Consider the following 18,097-nt stretch of genomic DNA (forward strand, 5'->3'; position numbering starts at 1 on the left):
GTTATGCCTTATCGCCAGTGTTAAACCAAACATGGTTATTTTCAGCTAATAGTTCATCAGCATCATCAGGCCCCCAGCTACCAGCACGGTATAAAGCAGGCTTACCTTTTTCTTGCCAGCGCTCGATAATTGGGTCAATCCATTTCCAAGCTTGACGTACTTCATCACGATGAATAAACAGGGATGGATTATTTGCAGCTGCATCTAACATCAAGCGCTTGTACGCATCTGAATGGAAACCATTGCTATAAGCTTGCGATAGCTCAATGTTCATGGTTACCGGCTCTAATTGCATCTCTAAATTATCAAGACGCTTTGACATCAAGGTTAATTGAATTGTCTCTTCAGGCTGAAGGCGGATAACCAAACGGTTTGGTTCAATATTGCCAACATTATCACCATAAACATTGTGTGATACTTTTTTGTATTCAACGACAATTTCGGCACAACGTTTTGCCATACGTTTACCTGTACGAAGGTAAAATGGCACGCCCGCCCAACGCCAGTTATCAATATGAGCACGAATAGCAACAAATGTTTCTGTTTTACTTGAACCTTCATTTAACTCTTCTAAGTAACCTGGGACAATTTTGCCATCCAAATCACCGGGTACATATTGACCACGAATGATGTTGTCATCTACATCCGTTGCAACAAGTGGGCGCAATGATTCTAATACTTTCAGCTTTTCGGTGCGAATGCTGTTTGCATTAAGTTTATTTGGTGATTCCATCGCGACTAAACATAACAATTGTAATAAATGGTTTTGCACCATGTCACGTAAAGCGCCGGCTTTATCATAAAAACCAGCACGGCTTTCAAGGCCAACAGTTTCAGATAAGCTGATTTGAATATTATCGATTGATTTAGCATCCCACATATTTTCAAATAATGAATTTGAAAAACGCAGTGCCATTAAGTTTTGTACCGTTTCTTTACCTAAGTAATGATCAATACGGAAGATTTGCTCTTCGCTAAAGTATTCAGCAATTTTTGCATTGATCTCTTCTGCTGAATTACCGCAATAACCAATTGGTTTTTCAACAACGACACGTGATGTAGCAGTGATCAGACCTTTGCTAGACAGTATTTCACAGCAGCTACCATATACCGCAGGTGGAAGTGATAAATAGAACACCCGAGATTTGTCTGCATCGTGCTCATCTAGTATTGTTTTTAGTTTATCCCAATCATCGTCTGCTTCGGTTACATTCGTGACTACTGGCACCAAACACGCTGAAAAAGCTTTCCAATCTTTGGCATTAAACTCACCTTTACCTAAAAATTCTTTTAGCGCTTGATGAGCTGTTTCTATGTATTCCGCACGTTTACTTTCTTCACGAACCGTCGGTAAAATACGCGAACCTTGTGGAAGGTTGCCTTCTTGATATGCGCGATACATTGCAGGTAATAATTTGCGTAATGCAAGATCACCACCGCCCCCAAAAATTACAATATCAAAAGGATTTAACATAATTTACTCTCTACGTTTGCTATGCCCAGTTGTCAACTATCCACTATTGATAGTGCGGGCATACATTCTTGTTGTTTAGTTGATGTCAGCTTTTTGGCATCGTACTCGAGAAAAAGCCTGTTGAATTCGCTTGTTTTTATCGCTGAATATTGATCCAGCTGTATTCATTTCAAACTGGTAATTAAATGAGTCTTAGGGGCTCTGTATATCCTCTCACAAATATACAGGCCCTAAGAACTCCAGCGCTACCCGTTCAAAGGTATTTGGTTACACAGCACAATTGATTGTGCTGTGCGAATTTTTTACTGCGCTCGACGTTGTTTATAATAGCTCATTAAGCCATTTGTCGAACTATCATGTGGATGGTTTATATTATCATCCAGTAACTCAGCTTCAATTTTTGAGGCTAAGCCTTTACCAAGTTCAACACCCCATTGATCGAAAGAACAGATCTCTAAAATGATGCCTTGGCAGAAAATTTTATGCTCATATAAGGCAATTAATCGCCCCACCGTTTTTGCATCAACCGTATCTAACAGCATTGATGTTGTAGGACGGTTACCACGGTGGATTTTATGATTAATTAGCGCAGCTATTTCAGCCTCTGATTTGCCTTTTGCGGTTAAATCAGCGCGAACTTGCTCGGCATCAACCCCCATCATCATCGCTTCTGTTTGTGCAAAAAAGTTCGATAATAAAATGCCGTGATGCTGACCAATATTAACCTGAGGTTTAATAGAGGCAATAAAATCAGCTGGTACAATCACATTGCCTTGGTGCAAACACTGATAAAAAGCATGTTGACCATTAATGCCGGTCATACCCCAAATAATCGGCACTGTAGTATACGGTACGGTATTACCCGCAAAATTAACGTGCTTACCATTACTTTCCATTTCACCTTGCTGCAAATAAGCTGGCAACATGTGTAATGCTTGATCGTAAGGTAAAATAACCTGTGAGTCGAAACCTAAAAAGCTGGTATTCCATACGCTCAACAAAGCCATTAACAATGGTACATTTTCTGCAAATTCGGCCGTTTTAAAGTGTTCATCAACTTCAAAAGCGCCTTCAAGAATCGCTTCAAATGCATCAAAACCTAAATATAATGCAATTGGTAAGCCTATCGCACTCCATAATGAAAAGCGACCACCTACCCAATCCCACATTGTGAATACGTTTTCATCAGCAATACCAAACGCTGCCGTTTTTTCTAAATTAGTGCTCACTGCAACAAAGTGCTTAGCAATGGCTTGCTTGTCATCGGCTGACTCTAAAAACCATGCAACGGCGGTTTTTGCATTGGTCATGGTTTCAGATGTAGTAAAGGTTTTTGACGAAATCACAAACAAAGTTGTTTCAGGATCGATGTCTTTCAATACTGACGCAATTTGTACGCCATCAACATTTGAAACGTAATGTACTTTTAATGAGTCATCTGCATAGCTTTTTAGTGCTTCCGTGGCCATTTGTGGGCCTAAGTTTGAACCACCGACACCAATGCTCACAACATCTTTCACGGCTTTACCGGTATAACCTAACCATTGCCCGCTACGTACTTTTTCAACGAACAACTTAATTTTTTGTAACTCAGCGTTAACCACCGAACTTACATTCTCGCCATCTACAACTAATGATGATGCACTACGGTTACGAAGTGCAGTATGAAGCACGGCTCTATCTTCGGTGATATTAATTTTTTCACCGCTGAACATTTTATCTCGCCAGTTAGCGATATCGCACTCTTGTGCTAAAGACAGTAACTGTGTCATCACACTGTTATCAATCAATTGTTTTGAATAATCAAATAAAACACCTGGGATCTGAGTCGAAAATTGCTCGAATCGCGTGCTGTTATTGGCAAATAAATCTTTAAGATGAACTTCCTTCATCTTATTTGCACTTACTTGTAATGTTTGCCAACTAGCTAACTGTGAACGACAACTCATTTTTAACATCCCCTTAAACTTGCAACAAACTGATTTATAACTATCTTTAGATTAAAAAAGTGTACTAATAGCGTATTAACTTACAAATAAATTTAACGATAAGTTAGAATGACAACGCTATCAACAAGCTAATTTTATATTTTACAATCGAGATAATAACGTACTTTTACTCATTTGACACCGGTATCATAAAAATTATCTCAATTATTTTACTGCTAATTTTACTGAACATTAGATACACTAACTGGTCTTGATGAAGAAATAATGAATAACACGTTTGTTAAGTCTACTTAGGTGTATTCTTATCAGGAACATATCAACACTAAAACAATAACCTAAAAGTAACTCTATGAAAGTAACTATAAATGATGTAGCGAGGCTCGCCGGGGTTTCGATGAAAACGGTTTCACGGGTAATAAATAAAGAACCATCTGTTCGTAAAAAAACTTACGATACAGTCATGGATGCTGTAAAAGAGCTGAACTATCAGCCAAATCTTGCAGCACGAAACCTTGCTGGCACGTCATCATTTACGGTAGGCTTAGTTTATGACAATCCTAATGCGTATTATGTGATTGATATGCAAAATGGTGTGCTTTCTCGCTGTAAAGACGAAGGCTATGAATTGGTGATCCATCCATGCACTTATACAGATGCAAACATGAAAGATGAATTTATCACCATGATAAAGCGCTCTCGCTTAGCTGGGCTTGTGCTTACACCGCCATTATCAGAGCAAAGTAGCATCACCAATTTACTCGATGAGTTAAATATTCATTACGTTAGGGTGTTATCTGGGCGACCATCAGATGATGATCAAGACACCTGTATTTATGTTAACGATTATAAAGCCGCGTATGAGATCACCACTCACCTTTTAACTCATGGACATGAAAATATTGGCTTTATCTGTGGCGATAAAGAACATAAATCGACGTCTGAACGCCTTGAAGGTTATAAAGCAGCGCTGGCAGATCATCATAAAGAATTTGATAAACGCTTTGTTTACGATGGTAAATATTCGTTTGAGTCGGGTGTTGAAGGTGCAAAGCACTTGTTAGCCGAGAATAACACCTTGGCTATAACCGCTATATTAGGTGGCAACGATGAAATGGCCGCTGGCGCCCTATTTGCATCACGCTTAATGGGTATTGCTATTCCTGAACAGTTATCTATTACTGGCTTTGAGGATTCTCCTTTCTCTCGTCAGACATGGCCAAAGTTAACTACCGCTCATCAAGCAAACGATGTTATCTCTCAACATGCAGCACGGTTATTATTTACCAAAACTCGCGGTGCTCGTAACCAAGATAAAGACATCATCACATCATTTACACCATCAATTGTGATCCGTGAAAGTTCAGGGCCTAAACAGTAGCTACAGCCTTGACTGATAATAAATAAGGCGCTAAAAGCGCCTTATTTATTATCAGTCAATTGCCAGTCTTCTGCCCTGTTATTATAACAGTGCCATTCCACCGCTGAGATTATACACGTCAGTAAAGCCAAGCTGAGATAAGTTAGTTGCCGCTTGTTTTGAACGATTACCACTGCGACAAAGTAAAATATATTTACCCTGTGGGTTCAATTGCCTGTCCACTAATGCATTTGCCATTCTACTTAGCGGAATATTCATCACTCGCGCAGGGCTAACTGCAAACAACTGAGGAATATTGTTTGCCCCATGTTCATATGGTTCACGGGTATCAATTAAATAGACATCGCTTGCAGTTAACATATCTTTTGCTTGCACGGCGTTCAGTTCGTAAGCTCTACTGTATTTTAAACTGTCAGCATAACCACACAAAGTTGCAAATTTACATAAATTGTCTTCATCGCTGCGCTGCTTGTTGTTAGCAAATTCAGTATCACTTAGTTCATTGTTCAATAATGCATGCAATAACGGCGTTTGCTGCTGTTGAACTTGCCAATTAATAGCAAAACATTGCTGGTAGTCATGACCAGAACAAATAACTGTCGACTCTGCTAAGCATGTTGATAGTTGACGTAATGAGTGTGCCATAGCTAACGCATCCCCACCGTCAATTGCAGTATTACCAAGCCCAGCAGGCAGCAGCAAATCACCGCAAAAGCAAAATAGCACTTGTTGAGAGTTGTTACACCGCAATAAATAACTAACACTATCTTGGCTGTGCCCGGGTGTTGCTAAACGCTCAATGGTGCATTCAGGTAATGCAATACTCGTTTGCTGCACTGGCCACCCTAATTCATGCTCGTCATGCAAACTGAATTTTAAGGCCTGAGCCAACAATGTAGTCGCACAGCATCGCTCTTGATGGGCATGTGTGTCTAAAATGGCTGCTACCGCTAAATTTTGTGTGTGTACTATTTTTTCAAGCCGCGGGATAAGCTCAATAATTGGGTCAATGATCACTGCTTGTTTATCTTGACTGACATACAACCAACAACACGCACCTTGATGTCTAAATTGTGTTAACCCTAATGCACACGCTTCTTGCTGTGGTGATGACGAATCTGAAACCACCAAACAATTAGCTTGTAATATTGGTTTAAGTGAACGAATACGCGCACAGGCAGTGGTTATTTCAGCCTGTGTTGTCGCCGGTCCAAATGATAAACGTATTGCATTTTCACTACGCCAATCACTCACGCCCATGGCATCTAACACAAAACTACGATTTGCGCCAGAGCTACAGGCTGAGCCACCACTGATACGAATACCTGCCGCATCGAACAAATCCATCACTTCTTTACTACTGAGTTCATCAACAGCAAAATTTAACGTTGTTGGTACTGACAATGCAAAAGTATGATTAAAGGTTATATTACCAAAGGTATCCACTAAAGCCTGATGTAATTGTTCACGATAGCCGTTTAACACATCGATTGATTTAAACGTATCGTTTGTTTTATCCAGCAATAAACAAAACAGTTTGTTAAGACCTGCGATGCCTGGCAGGTTTTCAGTACCGGAGCGCATGCCACTTTCTTGACCACCACCGGCAATAAATGGCGTATAGGCACTGCCTTGACGAATATACAACACGCCTATACCTTTCGGTGCGTAAAGTTTATGGCCTGAAAATGGCGCGTAGTCAATCGTTGTATCACTAAGGGCTAATGCGGTTTTCCCTAGCGCTTGTACGCAATCCACCATCCACGCAACTTCCGTGTTATGTGCTCGTATTACCTTTTCAATCGCTTTTAAATCTTGATAAACACCGGTTTCATTGTTAACTGCCATGGTACAAATCATCAGTGCATCACCAGCGTGTTGAGCAATAAAATCTAAATCTAAAAGGCCATCACTCGATACCGGGATCGCAAGCACGGTTGCGTTTATACCCAATACGGCATTCCAATGTATTAATGTATTAGGTACTGCTTTATGTTCAGTCGCGCCATACAGTAATACTGGCTTTGGTTTAGCATGCTCTTTAGCTGCTATGAGCGTAGACACGACAGCTGTTTGAATTCCTTCGGTAGCCCCAGAAGTGAATAAAATATCCCCCTGCTGTGCACCTATCACATCACGGGCTTTTTGACGTGTTTGCTCTAATAAGTGTTTAGCTTGAATACCGGTAATGTGTGAAGAAGAAGGGTTACCAAAGCAGATTTGCATAGTATGCGAAACAACCTCTGCAATACAAGGTAGCACCGGTGTTGTTGCGTTTGCATCAAGGTAAATTTGTGACGATGAGTCAGTAGGTAATATTAAATCAGACATTAAAAAACGCACCATATTACTAAAAGATATATCTTATAACCCATTCTACATAAAATTAATGGGTCGCGTAAGAATCAATTAGTCTCTCAAGTGCGTTTTCTATACCATTTGATACTATACCCAAAATACCTAAATCTTCAGGTGATTTAGGTATAAAGCTAATTAAACAAAGTTCGTGTTAGCTATGCTCAATCAGTTGTTCTTCTTGTTTCGTTGACCAAGCATTGAGTAAGGCTTTTACCAATGACGCTAGTGGAATTGCAAAAAACACGCCCCAAAAACCCCATAAGCCACCAAAAAACAGTACCGCAACAATAATAAATACCGGGTTCAGATCAACCGCTTCAGAAAATAGTAACGGCACCAGCACATTACCATCTAATGCTTGAATAATGCCGTAGATGATCAGTATGGTCCAAAACTGGGTTTCTAAACCAAATTGAAATAATGCCACGGCCGCAACCGGTATGGTAACAAGTGCCGCACCCACAAAAGGGATCAATACTGATAAACCCACTAATACGCCCAATAGCGCTGCATAACGTAAATCAAAAATAGTGAACGCGATAAACGATACTGAGCCTACAATCAAAATTTCAAACACCTTACCACGAATATAATTCATGATCTGTTGGTTCATTTCGTGCCATACCTGCAAGATTAAGCGTCTTTGTTTTGGAACGAGTTTTTCTGCACTTCTGATCAACTCCAGCTTATCTTTGAGCATAAAGAATACCAGTAATGGTACTAAAATAAGATAGATCAACCACGCCACTACATCTTTTAATGATGTCAACGAGACCGATAATAATACTTGGCCAAACTCAATTGCTTTGGCTTCAACGCTGCTGACCACTGATTGTACTTGCTCTGCATTAATTAAACTGGGGTATTGCTCAGGCAAGTGTAGTAAAAAAGATTTTCCCTGCTCTATCATGTGCGGGCTTTCTTGCACTAAATTACTAGCTTGCTGCCACAGTATTGGGCCCATGCCGATCACTAAGGTCAGCATCAACCCTGAAAAAATCAACATCACTATAATAGTGGCAGTAAAGCGATGTAAGCCAAAACGCTCTAAATGCGCAACCGGCCAATCAAGCAGATAAGCAATCACTAAAGCAATCAGCACAGGTACAATAAGTGCACCAAAGAAATAAAACATCGCCATTAAAGCGAGTAATAAAAACAATAAGGTCACTGAATGCGGATCTGAAAACTTCCTTTCGTACCACATTTTTACATATTCAAACACGATTTAGCTCCACGATTAACAATCCACGTTGTTGCTCTAATTTGTACTGATAATGATTTTTTTGCAAAAAGCGCTCCATATCTTTGGTAGATTGGTCTGCCAAAAGTGTAAATCTTATCGATTGCGCCGCAGCTAAAGCTTGGCGCAAAGCCAACTTAAACTGGATAAATTGCTGCGGGCATTTAAATCCGCGCAAGTCTTGCTCTAGCATAACCAATTATCTACCCTATAAAAATGAATAATACGGTCTTTATCAGTACTATTAATAACAAATGTAACTTTTTCTTAAAACACGCATCGCAATAGTTTATCCTTGTAGCATAGTTTGTAGTAAGGATAAGTTAATGTCTGGCACGCATAATAAAGCGCAACTACCCAGTAATCCAACTCTTAAAGAAATTAACTGGTATAAAAAACAAATAAATTGGGGTGAACTCCCACCCTTCTATCACCTTGTCGCCTCTTCAGTGAGCGAGTCGGAGGGGATATTAGAACACGGTTTTGATAATGCCGTGAAAAAAATAATTGATAGGCGCAATTGGAATCTCGATTTACTAGGAGGTCATGAAGACACTCTTGGGGAGATCCACTGTGAAAATAAGCCAAGAATTGCGTTGCATCAAGTGTTCACCGACCGAGGCTTTGAATTATGGGCACAACCCTACGCAAAAGACGTTACAATAGATAAATACGTTAAAGATAACCGCTTTATGGAGTTTAACGAGTGGGATCCAGTGTCAATGAAAAGTTTGATCCGGATTAACCAATTACATAAGTTTATTGGTTTTTACTTTGAACGTGGTGACAAAGCAGATAAGGCGCTTATTCTCCATGCACACAAGGTAGTACATAAAATCATTAGTTTTTTACAGCGAGAATTGAACGTTGTAAAGCTAGATGGGGTCACAATCAAAGAATTGTATCAATTGTGCGAACGAGATAGCAGAGCATGCAGTGACGAAATCGACATTGCTAAACTCATGCTAGGTGAAAACCATAACAAGGAATAAAATGCAGCTTAAATCAGCCTTTATTACATTATTCAGTACACTTTTAACATTTAGTGTGCTGGTAAGTGAGCCATTAAAGGCACAAACCAATTTTACATTGCCCGATCTTGGTACTTCAGCATTACAAGCTTTGCCGCTTGAAAAAGAACAAGCTATCGGGAAGGTGATGATGATGCAAATTCGTGGCTCATCACCGGTTGTTAATGATCCTGTGCTTGATGAATATTTAACGACAATTGGCCGCAAGCTAGTTGCCAATGCCAATGATGTACGCTTTCCGTTTTCATTTTTTTGGATCAATAATCCGGAAATCAACGCATTTGCTTTTTATGGTGGCCATGTAGGAGTTCACACCGGTTTAATTGCACAATCCGATAACGAAAGTCAGTTTGCCTCAGTACTTGGTCACGAAATTGCCCACGTTACTCAGCGCCACCTTGCACGTCGCATGCAACAACAACAAGATAACAGCGCACTCACTATCGCCGGTATGATTGCCGGTATTTTAGCAACCGTCGTGTCTCCTGATGCCGGTATCGCGATTATCTCAGCGAGTCAAACACAAAGCGCATTTAGTCAACTCACTCATAGCCGCTCAGCTGAGCAAGAAGCCGACCGCATTGGTATGCAAACACTCAATAATGCAGGATTTGATCCTTACGCATCCAGTGAATTCTTAACTAAACTTGCTGCGCAAATTCGTTATAAATACAAACCACCAGCCTTTTTGCTGACTCACCCATTACCTGAGAGCCGCGTGTCTGATGTGCGCTTACGTGCACAGCAATTTGAAAAACGTCAACTTCCGGATAGCTTAGAATTTAACCTTGCCAAAAGCCGCGTAATTGCTCGCTATCACCAAAAACCTGAAGCGGCTGAAAATTTCTTTAGAAAGCTCATACGTGAAAACAGCTTTTATAATAAAACAGCGCTTAATTATGGTTTGGGTATTAGTTTATTGGATCAAAAAAAGCTCGACGAAGCGGCGCCAATTTTAGACGAACTTTTAAAGTCTGATCCTAAAAATTTATTCTATATTGATACGCATACTGATCTACTGATAGCACAAAAAAAAGCCGCCGAGGCAGTAAAGTTTTTAGCCGCGTTGCATGAAAACCGTCCTAACAATCAAGTTATTACCTTAAACTATGCCAATGCTGCACTTGAAGCTGAGCAATACGATGTTGCAGTGCAAATATTAAAATCATTTTTACTCGAAAAGCCTGAACATAATTTAGGCATGCAACTTCTTGCAGATGCCTATAAAAAGCAAGATAACTTAGCCGCTTATCATGAAGCAAATGCCGACGTTCTTGCACAATACGGCGCCTACTTAAAAGCCGCTGACGAAGTACAAAAAGCACTCAACTTTGTAGAACCACAAGAGCTAATTAAACAACAACGTCTCAAAGCATTGTTAACGCAATACAGACAAATGCAAAAAGAGCTCGCAAGGCTTTAAGTCTGGTGCTGCTTGCCCTAAAATAGCCTTACTTTATCTAATTGGATTGTTACTATGTCTGTTACTATTTTTCATAATCCACGTTGTTCAAAATCGCGTGAAACATTAGCTCTACTTGAGCAAAAATCGATTCAGCCAGAGATAATCGAATACTTAAAAACCCCACTGAATCATCAGCAAATCAGCATCTTAGTTAAACAGCTAGGGTTTTCTTCAGTACGTGAACTAATGCGTACTAAAGAAGATATTTACAAAGAGTTAGACCTTAAAAATGAGCATGATGAAAACGTACTCATTACAGCCATGGTTAGCAATCCAAAATTAATTGAGCGCCCTATTGTGGTAAATAACAATAAAGCCGCACTGGGTCGCCCACCAGAAAACGTACTAAGCGTACTTTAATGAGCGTCACTATTGTTGTGTTGTATCATTCAAGTCACGGCTCTGTTGCAGCCATGGCACATGAAATTGCAGAGTCGATTGAATGCCAAGGCGGTACTGCACTGCTAAGAACCTTTGTAGCTAGAGAACCTCACGATATTGTGATCAGCAAAGATGACTTAATCCAGTGTGATGGGTTAGCATTTGGCACCCCTACTCGCTTTGGTATGATGGCCTCACAAGCCAAAGCTTTTTGGGAAACCACCAGCGACTTATGGTTAAAAGGGCAATTAATAGATAAACCAGCCTGTGTATTCTCATCATCAAGTAGCATGCATGGTGGCAATGAAGCAACGTTGCTTAATTTGTCACTGCCGTTATTACACCACGGTATGCTGTTAATGGGTGTGCCGTATGAAGTACCTGAGTTACTTGCCACACAAACCGGTGGCACTCCCTATGGTGCAAGCCATGTTGCTGGTGCACAAAATAGCGCGCAATTAAGTAAAGACGAAATTAAAATTTGCCAAAGCGTTGGCCAACGCTTAGTTAAAATCACGAGAAAATTACAATGACATCGCACAGCGATTTAAACCCACAACTCACACCGAAAAAGGCTATTACTATCCGTTTTCAACGTATTGCAATAATTGGCTATATTGGCTTGTTACTGCTGATGCCACTTTGGTTGTTTTTATTAGAGCCTAGAGAAGGTCATAGCAATGGATTTATTTTTGTTGTGTATATTTTACCGCTTTTACTGCCGCTAAAAGGCATCATTCAAGATAAACCTTATACGTATGCATGGGCAAACTTTATTGTTATGTTTTATTTTATTCACGGTTTTACCCTACTGTGGGTCGCACAAGAACAACTAATATGGGTCGTTTTAGAGCTGCTGTTCGCCAGTATGATGTTTATTGGCTGTACTTATTATGCACGTCACCGCGGTCAAGAGCTGGGGCTAAAAATTCAAAAACTAAAAGATGAGTTAGCAACAGAAAAAGCGGCTCATGAATTTAATAAAAAAGACTAAAGTTAATATCAATCGACTTAAATATTTAACTATTCTAGCGAGCTAAATGGTCAGTAACTTAACACGATTGGTATAACAACTAAAAAACGCGCTTAATTAGCGCGTTTTTTGTCTACGGTACATGCAAGAAGCTTAAACAACTTCACTTAACGTCGCCAATGCCACAATACTTGCTAAGCCTAGCTGCCCAACTAAACTGATCAATGAGCAACAACGCAGTACAAATAACCCCCATGGGTGTTTAATATGCGGGTATAGAGCGCAGCGCTTCAAACTCATTGCAAAAAAGAAGCAGACAATTGCCAACATGGTTAAGCAAAGCGTCAGTTCACTTTTAATTGCAATCGAATCATCAAAAAAGAAAAACAACTGTAGCGGCAACAATAAAGTCACAATGGCATGTAAGGCGTGGACTTTTTTGATCCGCGAAAATTGTCCATCCGGCGATAATTCTTTAATACCAAAATCACGCTCTAAGCATTTCACTAACTGACTGGCTTTAACACTCACTGCTAAACGATAACAACTTAAGCCATCACAGTTACGAACACGAAAGTCATAGCCAGACTTCAATAATAGCACCATCAAAGGTTCATTTTTTGCTAGTACCGCATAATGTAAAGCACTGTTACCAAGGGCATCACGTTGTTTTTTATCTTGTTTATCTAATAAGGTTTGTACTAAATTAACAAACCCTTTTTCAACTGCCCACATAAAGGCCGTTTTACCATTTTCATCCGCCAACGTGCCTGTTGCACCTTGCTCTATAAAACGCATCGCCATCGTTTGTTTAGCTGTATCAAAACGCAAATGCGCCAACAGTGCTTGTTCTAATAGCACCACTGAGTCAACATCTGGTGATACTTGGGTTAATAAGGTGAAATAATCCTTTCCGCCAGCAACTTTTTTCGCCGCTAATTCACTTAACGCATTAACGTCATCGATTGAGTCAGGTATAAAGGTGCTAAAGCGTTCACGAAAATCAACTTCTTTCCACAGTGCCAAAGCATCTTCAGCACTCATTTTACTGCCCGCATTGAGCGCATACTCGATGATGGTAAAATAGCGTTTTGAGAATAACTGAGATAATAACGTGACGGGTGTTTCTATCATCGTTTGTGACGCAACAGCTGCATATTTTTCAAGGCGTTGGCAAAGTAATAGCACTAAACTCTCTGGGCTATACTCGTTATCAAAATAGTAATCTTTAGCTGCCGAAATATACTGTTGAGCGGCTTCATCATATTCACAGATATGTTGGAAAAAACACTCTTCAAATGGCTCAAGGGGAGTTAACCATGTTAAATAATAGATAGGCGGTAGCACAGTGGTACACACGCCATTGTCTTCTTCAGTCGAGCGACAAGCCGGCCATGCTTCTAAAGCGTCTAAAATAAATGCACCGTTTTGCTCAATAAGTCCTTTGACTAATAACGGGTATTCTTTAGGCCAAATAAGTACATTTTCCATTAAAAAAACACAACTCCAGTGTCTATCTTGCTCGGTACAAAGGTCAGTAAAGGAGTTTAACAACTACAAACTGACACTGCGCTTAATATAATTTTAAGTACCCCAGTAAATTAGTGATACCAGTGGGTATGTAAGCGCTTATTCTAGCATACCCAAAACCACACGCTATAGCCAAACCGTGTGATTTTAAAAGAAAATAACAAAGCACCATGCAGTTAACACTGCATGGTGCTTTAGGTTGGAGACTTACTTGGAAATGATTACTTACTGTTAAGCTCAGCTGTCACTTGGTCAAGGCCAACTTCTGAAATTCGTTGAATAACTTCTTTTTGCTTTGCACTGAGTAACGAAATACCTTCAGCGACAATATCATATACTTTCCAGCTACCATCTTTACCTTGGCGAAGCTTAAAGTGTAAGTCAATCGTTGGCGCATTATCTGCAATAATTTGCGTCTTAACCGTGGCAAACTCGCTCTCTGCAGCATCGTTACTTTCTTCGAATTTTATTTCTTGCCCGGTATATTTCATTAATGCACTAGCATAGGTAGTGGTTAAGTAATGCTCCACTGCACTTATAAATGCAGTCGCTTGTTGGCGATCGATACCTTTAATATGCTTACCTAATAATTTATAGGAAACAAATTTAACATCTATATTAGGCATTAAATACTGATCAACAATGTGTGCCATGTCACTTTTGCTCGCTGTGCCTTGGCTGTTTATTTTGCCAATTTCACTAAACAGCTGATCGCCTACCTGAGTTAATAACTGATTAGGTGACTGTTGTGTTTGCGCAAACAAGGAAGCACTAAAAACTAGCGCGATTAATAATAAATAACGACCAAGTGAAATCATTGTTGATAAGTCCTAAGTAAATCTTGTAGCGTAATTTACGCTGTTCATAAGAGATTAAAAAGCCTCAAAATAGCACCTTATTAGTGCCAGTACAGCATCAATTGATTTAATCTTTTTATTTCATATTGTTAGCTAAGCTCATGCAATAACACACAGAGTCTGTGAATTTATGCCACTTGAATTAGCCTCCCCCACGCCCTTATTTTGTAAATAACGTTTTCATCTAAAGAGCTTCTCCATGTTATTTAAAACATTAACTGTATTGATTTTATTATCTATTTCCATGTTCAGCAGACTATCTTATGGCGCGCCCTATACACTTTCCCCTCATGGCTATGCCATTGATTACATTCAGGGGGAAGGTGATGTTAAAGGTTTAAAACTGGCATACCAATACCATGCTCCGGCACTACAATCATTAATTGAAAATACCCATATTTACTTAGAATCAAGTATTAATATTTGGGAATACGGCGCAGATAATAGCCATCAGACAAATGTTGTCCTTGCAATATCCCCGGTATTTCAACATCTGGTCAGCTCAGTGCGCGGTATTCCTTTGTATTTCGAAGCCGGCATAGGGGTTTCATTAGTCAATGACACTCACTTCGCCGGCAAAAATGTGAGTACCCACTACCAGTTTGAAGACCGACTAGGCTTTGTTGCTGATTTTGGAAAAACCAAAGCTGCGGTGCGTTATTTACACTATTCAAATGCAGGGTTTAAAAGACCAAACCCAGGTCTTGATTTTATTTCGCTGTCGTTTTCTAGACGTTTTTAACCCTAGAAATCTTTGCTACACTAAGTACTTATAAATGACTCATTAGAGATCACCATGCAAATTTGGCATATACTCATCATCATCTTAGTGTTGGCAATCATTATCGGTAATATTTTGCTGATCAAACACTCAGCAAAAATGGATTTTAAAAAACCAACCGATGAAGATGAACTCAAATCAGAGCAACAAAAAAAGCCCTAACTAAGTTTTGTTAGGGCTTTACATCGTAGGGGATGTTCTTACTGCAGCTCCTCACGCAGCTCTTTGGTTGCTTTAACCATATTATCAAGAGCTTGTCGCGTTTCTTGCCAACCACGGGTTTTCAAACCACAGTCCGGGTTTACCCATAAACGCGCAACCGGTATTTTTCGTGCGGCTTTATGGATCAACGTTTTCATCCATGCAATATCCGGTACATTCGGAGTGTGAATATCATATACACCTGGACCAATATCATTTGGATAATCAAAATTCTCAAATGCTTCTAGTAGTTCCATGTTAGAACGTGAGGTTTCAATGGTGATCACATCGGCATCCATATCTGCAATCGCGGCAATAATACCGTTAAATTCGGCGTAACACATGTGAGTATGAATTTGTGTTTCATCTTTCACACCGCTTGCTGAGACCCTAAATGCATACGCTGCCCATTCTAAATATGCTTGCCATTGGCTACATTTAAGCGGCATACCTTCACGAAATGCAGGTTCATCAATTTGAATAATATCAATACCGGCATTTTGTAAATCGACCACTTCATCACGTAACGCAAGTGCAATTTGATTAGCGATGGTGGGTTTGTCTAAATCATCACGAATGAATGACCAAAACAGAATAGTTACAGGACCTGTTAGCATGCCTTTCATTTTCTTACTCGTCAGCGACTGTGCGTATTTTGTCCACTGAACCGTCATCGCTTTTTCACGTGATATATCCCCCCAAATTACAGGTGGTTTCACGCATCGCGAGCCGTAGCTTTGCACCCAACCAAACTGGGTAAAAGCAAAGCCTTCTAATAGTTCAGCAAAGTATTCAACCATGTCATTACGCTCCGCTTCGCCGTGCACTAACACATCTAAATCAAGCGCCTCTTGCTCTTCAACAGCGTAGCGAATTTCTGCTTTCATTTGCCTTTGATAATCATCCGCAGATAATTCACCGGCTTTATAATCACGGCGTGCTTGACGAATTACTTGAGTTTGTGGAAATGATCCTATCGTGGTGGTCGGCAGTAGCGGTAAATTAAGTGCTGCATGTTGTTTTTCAATACGTTGAGCAAATGCATGATTACGCTTACCGTCTTTTGCGGTGAGTGCAGTTACACGCTGTTGTACAGCTGTATTATTTACACGAGTAGAGGTTAAGCGTGCTTTAATAGGTGCTGAATAAGCAACGAGCTCACTGCTATCATTGCTTTCAAGCGCGGCTTTTAATAATGACAACTCTTGGCCTTTTTGTTTTGCAAATGCAAGCCATGAACAAAGCTCATCATCGAGCTTTTCTTCTTGCTCTAAATCAACCGGTGTATGCAGTAAAGAACAAGATGGAGCAAGCCATAGATTATCACCGCGCTTTAGCGCAATGTCTTTTATGCTATTAAATACAACCTCTAAATCAGTACGCCAAATATTACGGCCATTTACTACGCCTAATGATAAAACTTGATCTGTACTTAATAATATATCTAGTTTTGCAACATCAACATTTGTTGCAACACAATCAAAATGTACGCCATCAACGGGGTAACCTGCAATATCATCAAAGTAGGCAGTGACTGAGTCAAAATAACTAGCAAGTAACAACTTCACGCCTTGACCTGCAAGTGCACGAAAGCTTGTTTTTAATGCCTCTTGATAATCTTCTGTCAGCTCTAAACCTAATATAGGCTCATCAACCTGTACCCATTCAATCCCTTGCTGCGCTAATTTAGCGAACACGTGTTGATAAACAGCTAATAGTTTTTCAAGTAAGCTAAGTTTATCAAACTCCTCACCTGCACATTTTGCTAAGTAAAGATAAGTGACTGGGCCGACCAATACTACTTTTGCATTGTGCCCCAATGCTTGTGCTTGAGTAACTTGCTCGAATAACTCAGTCCAGGTTAGTTGAAACTGCTGATCATGAGTTAGCTCTGGAACTATGTAATGATAATTAGTATTAAACCACTTTGTCATTTCGCTTGCTGCACATGAACAACCGCTTGGTGCGCGACCACGCCCAATACGAAATAATGTATCAAGATCAATGCTACCATCCGCTTTTTGATGACGCTTGGGCACTGCGCCAATCAATAAAGAGGTAGATAACACATGGTCATACCAAGCAAAGTCACCTACCGGTAATAAATCAATCCCAGCATCTGCTTGAAGAGCCCAATTTTCTGCGCGGATCGTCTTACCTTGTTCAAGCAACTGCGCTTGGCTGATTTTACCAGCCCAGTATGATTCTACTGCAAATTTTAGTTCACGCTTTCTACCTATGCGAGGAAAACCTAAGTTATGTAATTGTGCCATGTTGAAATTCCCTTCCAGCTGTTTAGATAGCTAAAACCATAAACCTATACCTGACATCAAACAATTGATGCTTCCTCAGTTTCAACTTGAGGTAAATTCATGGAAATATTTTTTTGCAAACTCAAAAAATACAATGACAACGCTGTCAAATATGATGCTATAGTATATTTGTAAATTTCACGTAAAAAAATGGGACTTATAGC

At 39.9% G+C, this 18,097-nt stretch carries 16 protein-coding genes; 8 read left to right on the forward strand and 8 right to left on the reverse strand.

All coding sequences use genetic code 11. The annotated features are described in order from the left end of the window. Window position 1: 1 nt before the first annotated feature. Together zwf and pgi are read right to left on the reverse strand one after the other, a co-directional pair. Window positions 2–1,474: a glucose-6-phosphate dehydrogenase gene (gene zwf, locus PSR9079_RS18740; RefSeq protein WP_145240983.1), complete on the reverse strand. Its 1,473-nt coding sequence runs from the start codon at window positions 1,472–1,474 to the stop codon at window positions 2–4. 302 nt (window positions 1,475–1,776) lie between these two features. Then, window positions 1,777–3,423 carry a glucose-6-phosphate isomerase gene (gene pgi / locus PSR9079_RS18745; RefSeq protein ID WP_149982817.1) on the reverse strand — a complete coding sequence of 549 codons (1,647 nt, stop codon included), beginning with the start codon at window positions 3,421–3,423 and terminating at the stop codon, window positions 1,777–1,779. Window positions 3,424–3,772: 349 nt separating this feature from the next. Here pgi and PSR9079_RS18750 point away from each other — a divergent pair, with 349 nt between their 5' ends. Continuing rightward, window positions 3,773–4,801 (forward strand): LacI family DNA-binding transcriptional regulator, encoded by a 1,029-nt coding sequence (locus PSR9079_RS18750; RefSeq protein ID WP_149982818.1) that lies wholly within the window; start codon window positions 3,773–3,775, stop codon window positions 4,799–4,801. Window positions 4,802–4,882: 81 nt separating this feature from the next. Here the strand turns inward: PSR9079_RS18750 and PSR9079_RS18755 are convergent, their stop codons facing one another. The 3 genes from PSR9079_RS18755 to PSR9079_RS18765 form a co-directional block, all read right to left on the reverse strand. Then, the gene (locus tag PSR9079_RS18755; protein ID WP_149982819.1) at window positions 4,883–7,132 is read right to left on the reverse strand and encodes an aminotransferase class V-fold PLP-dependent enzyme; all 2,250 of its coding nucleotides are present in this window, start codon (window positions 7,130–7,132) and stop codon (window positions 4,883–4,885) included. A 178-nt stretch (window positions 7,133–7,310) separates the two neighbouring features. Further along, window positions 7,311–8,384, reverse strand: a complete 1,074-nt coding sequence (locus tag PSR9079_RS18760) for an AI-2E family transporter (protein WP_149982820.1) — start codon at window positions 8,382–8,384, stop codon at window positions 7,311–7,313. Further along, a complete protein-coding gene (locus tag PSR9079_RS18765) occupies window positions 8,377–8,595 on the reverse strand; it encodes a sulfurtransferase TusA family protein (RefSeq protein WP_149982821.1) in 219 nt (72 codons plus the stop codon). Before PSR9079_RS18765 ends, PSR9079_RS18760 begins: the two co-directional genes overlap by 8 nt. Before the next feature lie 133 nt (window positions 8,596–8,728). Between PSR9079_RS18765 and PSR9079_RS18770 the strand changes: the two genes are divergently transcribed. The 5 genes from PSR9079_RS18770 to PSR9079_RS18790 are packed head-to-tail and all read left to right on the forward strand — an operon-like array spanning window position 8,729 to window position 12,273. Further along, window positions 8,729–9,394, forward strand: coding sequence for a hypothetical protein (locus PSR9079_RS18770; protein ID WP_149982822.1), 666 nt, complete (start codon window positions 8,729–8,731; stop codon window positions 9,392–9,394). A gap of 1 nt (window position 9,395) precedes the next feature. Then, window positions 9,396–10,856 carry a beta-barrel assembly-enhancing protease gene (gene bepA / locus PSR9079_RS18775; RefSeq protein ID WP_149982823.1) on the forward strand — a complete coding sequence of 487 codons (1,461 nt, stop codon included), beginning with the start codon at window positions 9,396–9,398 and terminating at the stop codon, window positions 10,854–10,856. Between the two features lie 54 nt (window positions 10,857–10,910). Next, window positions 10,911–11,258, forward strand: coding sequence for an arsenate reductase (glutaredoxin) (gene arsC, locus PSR9079_RS18780; protein ID WP_149982824.1), 348 nt, complete (start codon window positions 10,911–10,913; stop codon window positions 11,256–11,258). Then, the gene (wrbA, locus tag PSR9079_RS18785; RefSeq protein ID WP_145241001.1) at window positions 11,258–11,812 is read left to right on the forward strand and encodes an NAD(P)H:quinone oxidoreductase; all 555 of its coding nucleotides are present in this window, start codon (window positions 11,258–11,260) and stop codon (window positions 11,810–11,812) included. Before arsC ends, wrbA begins: the two co-directional genes overlap by 1 nt. Continuing rightward, window positions 11,809–12,273, forward strand: a complete 465-nt coding sequence (locus PSR9079_RS18790) for a DUF2069 domain-containing protein (protein ID WP_145241003.1) — start codon at window positions 11,809–11,811, stop codon at window positions 12,271–12,273. The genes wrbA and PSR9079_RS18790 overlap by 4 nt, the downstream gene beginning before the upstream one ends. A 132-nt stretch (window positions 12,274–12,405) precedes the next feature. On the opposite strand, the gene PSR9079_RS18795 is transcribed toward PSR9079_RS18790, so the two are convergent. Next, window positions 12,406–13,743 (reverse strand): ankyrin repeat domain-containing protein, encoded by a 1,338-nt coding sequence (locus PSR9079_RS18795; RefSeq protein ID WP_149982825.1) that lies wholly within the window; start codon window positions 13,741–13,743, stop codon window positions 12,406–12,408. A 260-nt stretch (window positions 13,744–14,003) separates the two neighbouring features. Continuing rightward, on the reverse strand, window positions 14,004–14,600 hold the full coding sequence (locus PSR9079_RS18800) for an MlaC/ttg2D family ABC transporter substrate-binding protein (protein ID WP_149982826.1): 597 nt from the start codon (window positions 14,598–14,600) through the stop codon (window positions 14,004–14,006). A gap of 238 nt (window positions 14,601–14,838) precedes the next feature. Between PSR9079_RS18800 and PSR9079_RS18805 the strand changes: the two genes are divergently transcribed. Then, window positions 14,839–15,381 carry an acyloxyacyl hydrolase gene (locus PSR9079_RS18805; protein WP_149982827.1) on the forward strand — a complete coding sequence of 181 codons (543 nt, stop codon included), beginning with the start codon at window positions 14,839–14,841 and terminating at the stop codon, window positions 15,379–15,381. Between the two features lie 54 nt (window positions 15,382–15,435). Further along, window positions 15,436–15,582 carry a DUF2897 family protein gene (locus PSR9079_RS18810; protein ID WP_145241011.1) on the forward strand — a complete coding sequence of 49 codons (147 nt, stop codon included), beginning with the start codon at window positions 15,436–15,438 and terminating at the stop codon, window positions 15,580–15,582. Between the two features lie 38 nt (window positions 15,583–15,620). Here the strand turns inward: PSR9079_RS18810 and metE are convergent, their stop codons facing one another. Further along, complete coding sequence (gene metE, locus PSR9079_RS18815; RefSeq protein WP_149982828.1) at window positions 15,621–17,894, reverse strand: 5-methyltetrahydropteroyltriglutamate--homocysteine S-methyltransferase; 2,274 nt, start codon at window positions 17,892–17,894, stop codon at window positions 15,621–15,623. Between the last annotated feature and the right edge of the window lie 203 nt (window positions 17,895–18,097).

Source organism: Pseudoalteromonas rhizosphaerae (genome assembly GCF_902498845.1).
In the GTDB taxonomy this organism is placed as follows: domain Bacteria; phylum Pseudomonadota; class Gammaproteobacteria; order Enterobacterales; family Alteromonadaceae; genus Pseudoalteromonas; species Pseudoalteromonas rhizosphaerae.

What these genes read in the sequence shown, in the direction of transcription:
- PSR9079_RS18800 (WP_149982826.1), bottom strand. Translation starts at nt 14,600, where the DNA reads ATGATTTCACTTGGTCGTTATTTATTATTAATCGCGCTAGTTTTTAGT.
- bepA (WP_149982823.1), top strand. Translation starts at nt 9,396, where the DNA reads ATGCAGCTTAAATCAGCCTTTATTACATTATTCAGTACACTTTTAACA.
- metE (WP_149982828.1), bottom strand. Translation starts at nt 17,894, where the DNA reads ATGGCACAATTACATAACTTAGGTTTTCCTCGCATAGGTAGAAAGCGT.
- PSR9079_RS18795 (WP_149982825.1), bottom strand. Translation starts at nt 13,743, where the DNA reads ATGGAAAATGTACTTATTTGGCCTAAAGAATACCCGTTATTAGTCAAA.
- PSR9079_RS18770 (WP_149982822.1), top strand. Translation starts at nt 8,729, where the DNA reads ATGTCTGGCACGCATAATAAAGCGCAACTACCCAGTAATCCAACTCTT.
- PSR9079_RS18810 (WP_145241011.1), top strand. Translation starts at nt 15,436, where the DNA reads ATGCAAATTTGGCATATACTCATCATCATCTTAGTGTTGGCAATCATT.
- PSR9079_RS18805 (WP_149982827.1), top strand. Translation starts at nt 14,839, where the DNA reads ATGTTATTTAAAACATTAACTGTATTGATTTTATTATCTATTTCCATG.
- PSR9079_RS18755 (WP_149982819.1), bottom strand. Translation starts at nt 7,132, where the DNA reads ATGTCTGATTTAATATTACCTACTGACTCATCGTCACAAATTTACCTT.
- arsC (WP_149982824.1), top strand. Translation starts at nt 10,911, where the DNA reads ATGTCTGTTACTATTTTTCATAATCCACGTTGTTCAAAATCGCGTGAA.
- PSR9079_RS18765 (WP_149982821.1), bottom strand. Translation starts at nt 8,595, where the DNA reads ATGCTAGAGCAAGACTTGCGCGGATTTAAATGCCCGCAGCAATTTATC.
- PSR9079_RS18790 (WP_145241003.1), top strand. Translation starts at nt 11,809, where the DNA reads ATGACATCGCACAGCGATTTAAACCCACAACTCACACCGAAAAAGGCT.
- zwf (WP_145240983.1), bottom strand. Translation starts at nt 1,474, where the DNA reads ATGTTAAATCCTTTTGATATTGTAATTTTTGGGGGCGGTGGTGATCTT.
- pgi (WP_149982817.1), bottom strand. Translation starts at nt 3,423, where the DNA reads ATGAGTTGTCGTTCACAGTTAGCTAGTTGGCAAACATTACAAGTAAGT.
- wrbA (WP_145241001.1), top strand. Translation starts at nt 11,258, where the DNA reads ATGAGCGTCACTATTGTTGTGTTGTATCATTCAAGTCACGGCTCTGTT.
- PSR9079_RS18750 (WP_149982818.1), top strand. Translation starts at nt 3,773, where the DNA reads ATGAAAGTAACTATAAATGATGTAGCGAGGCTCGCCGGGGTTTCGATG.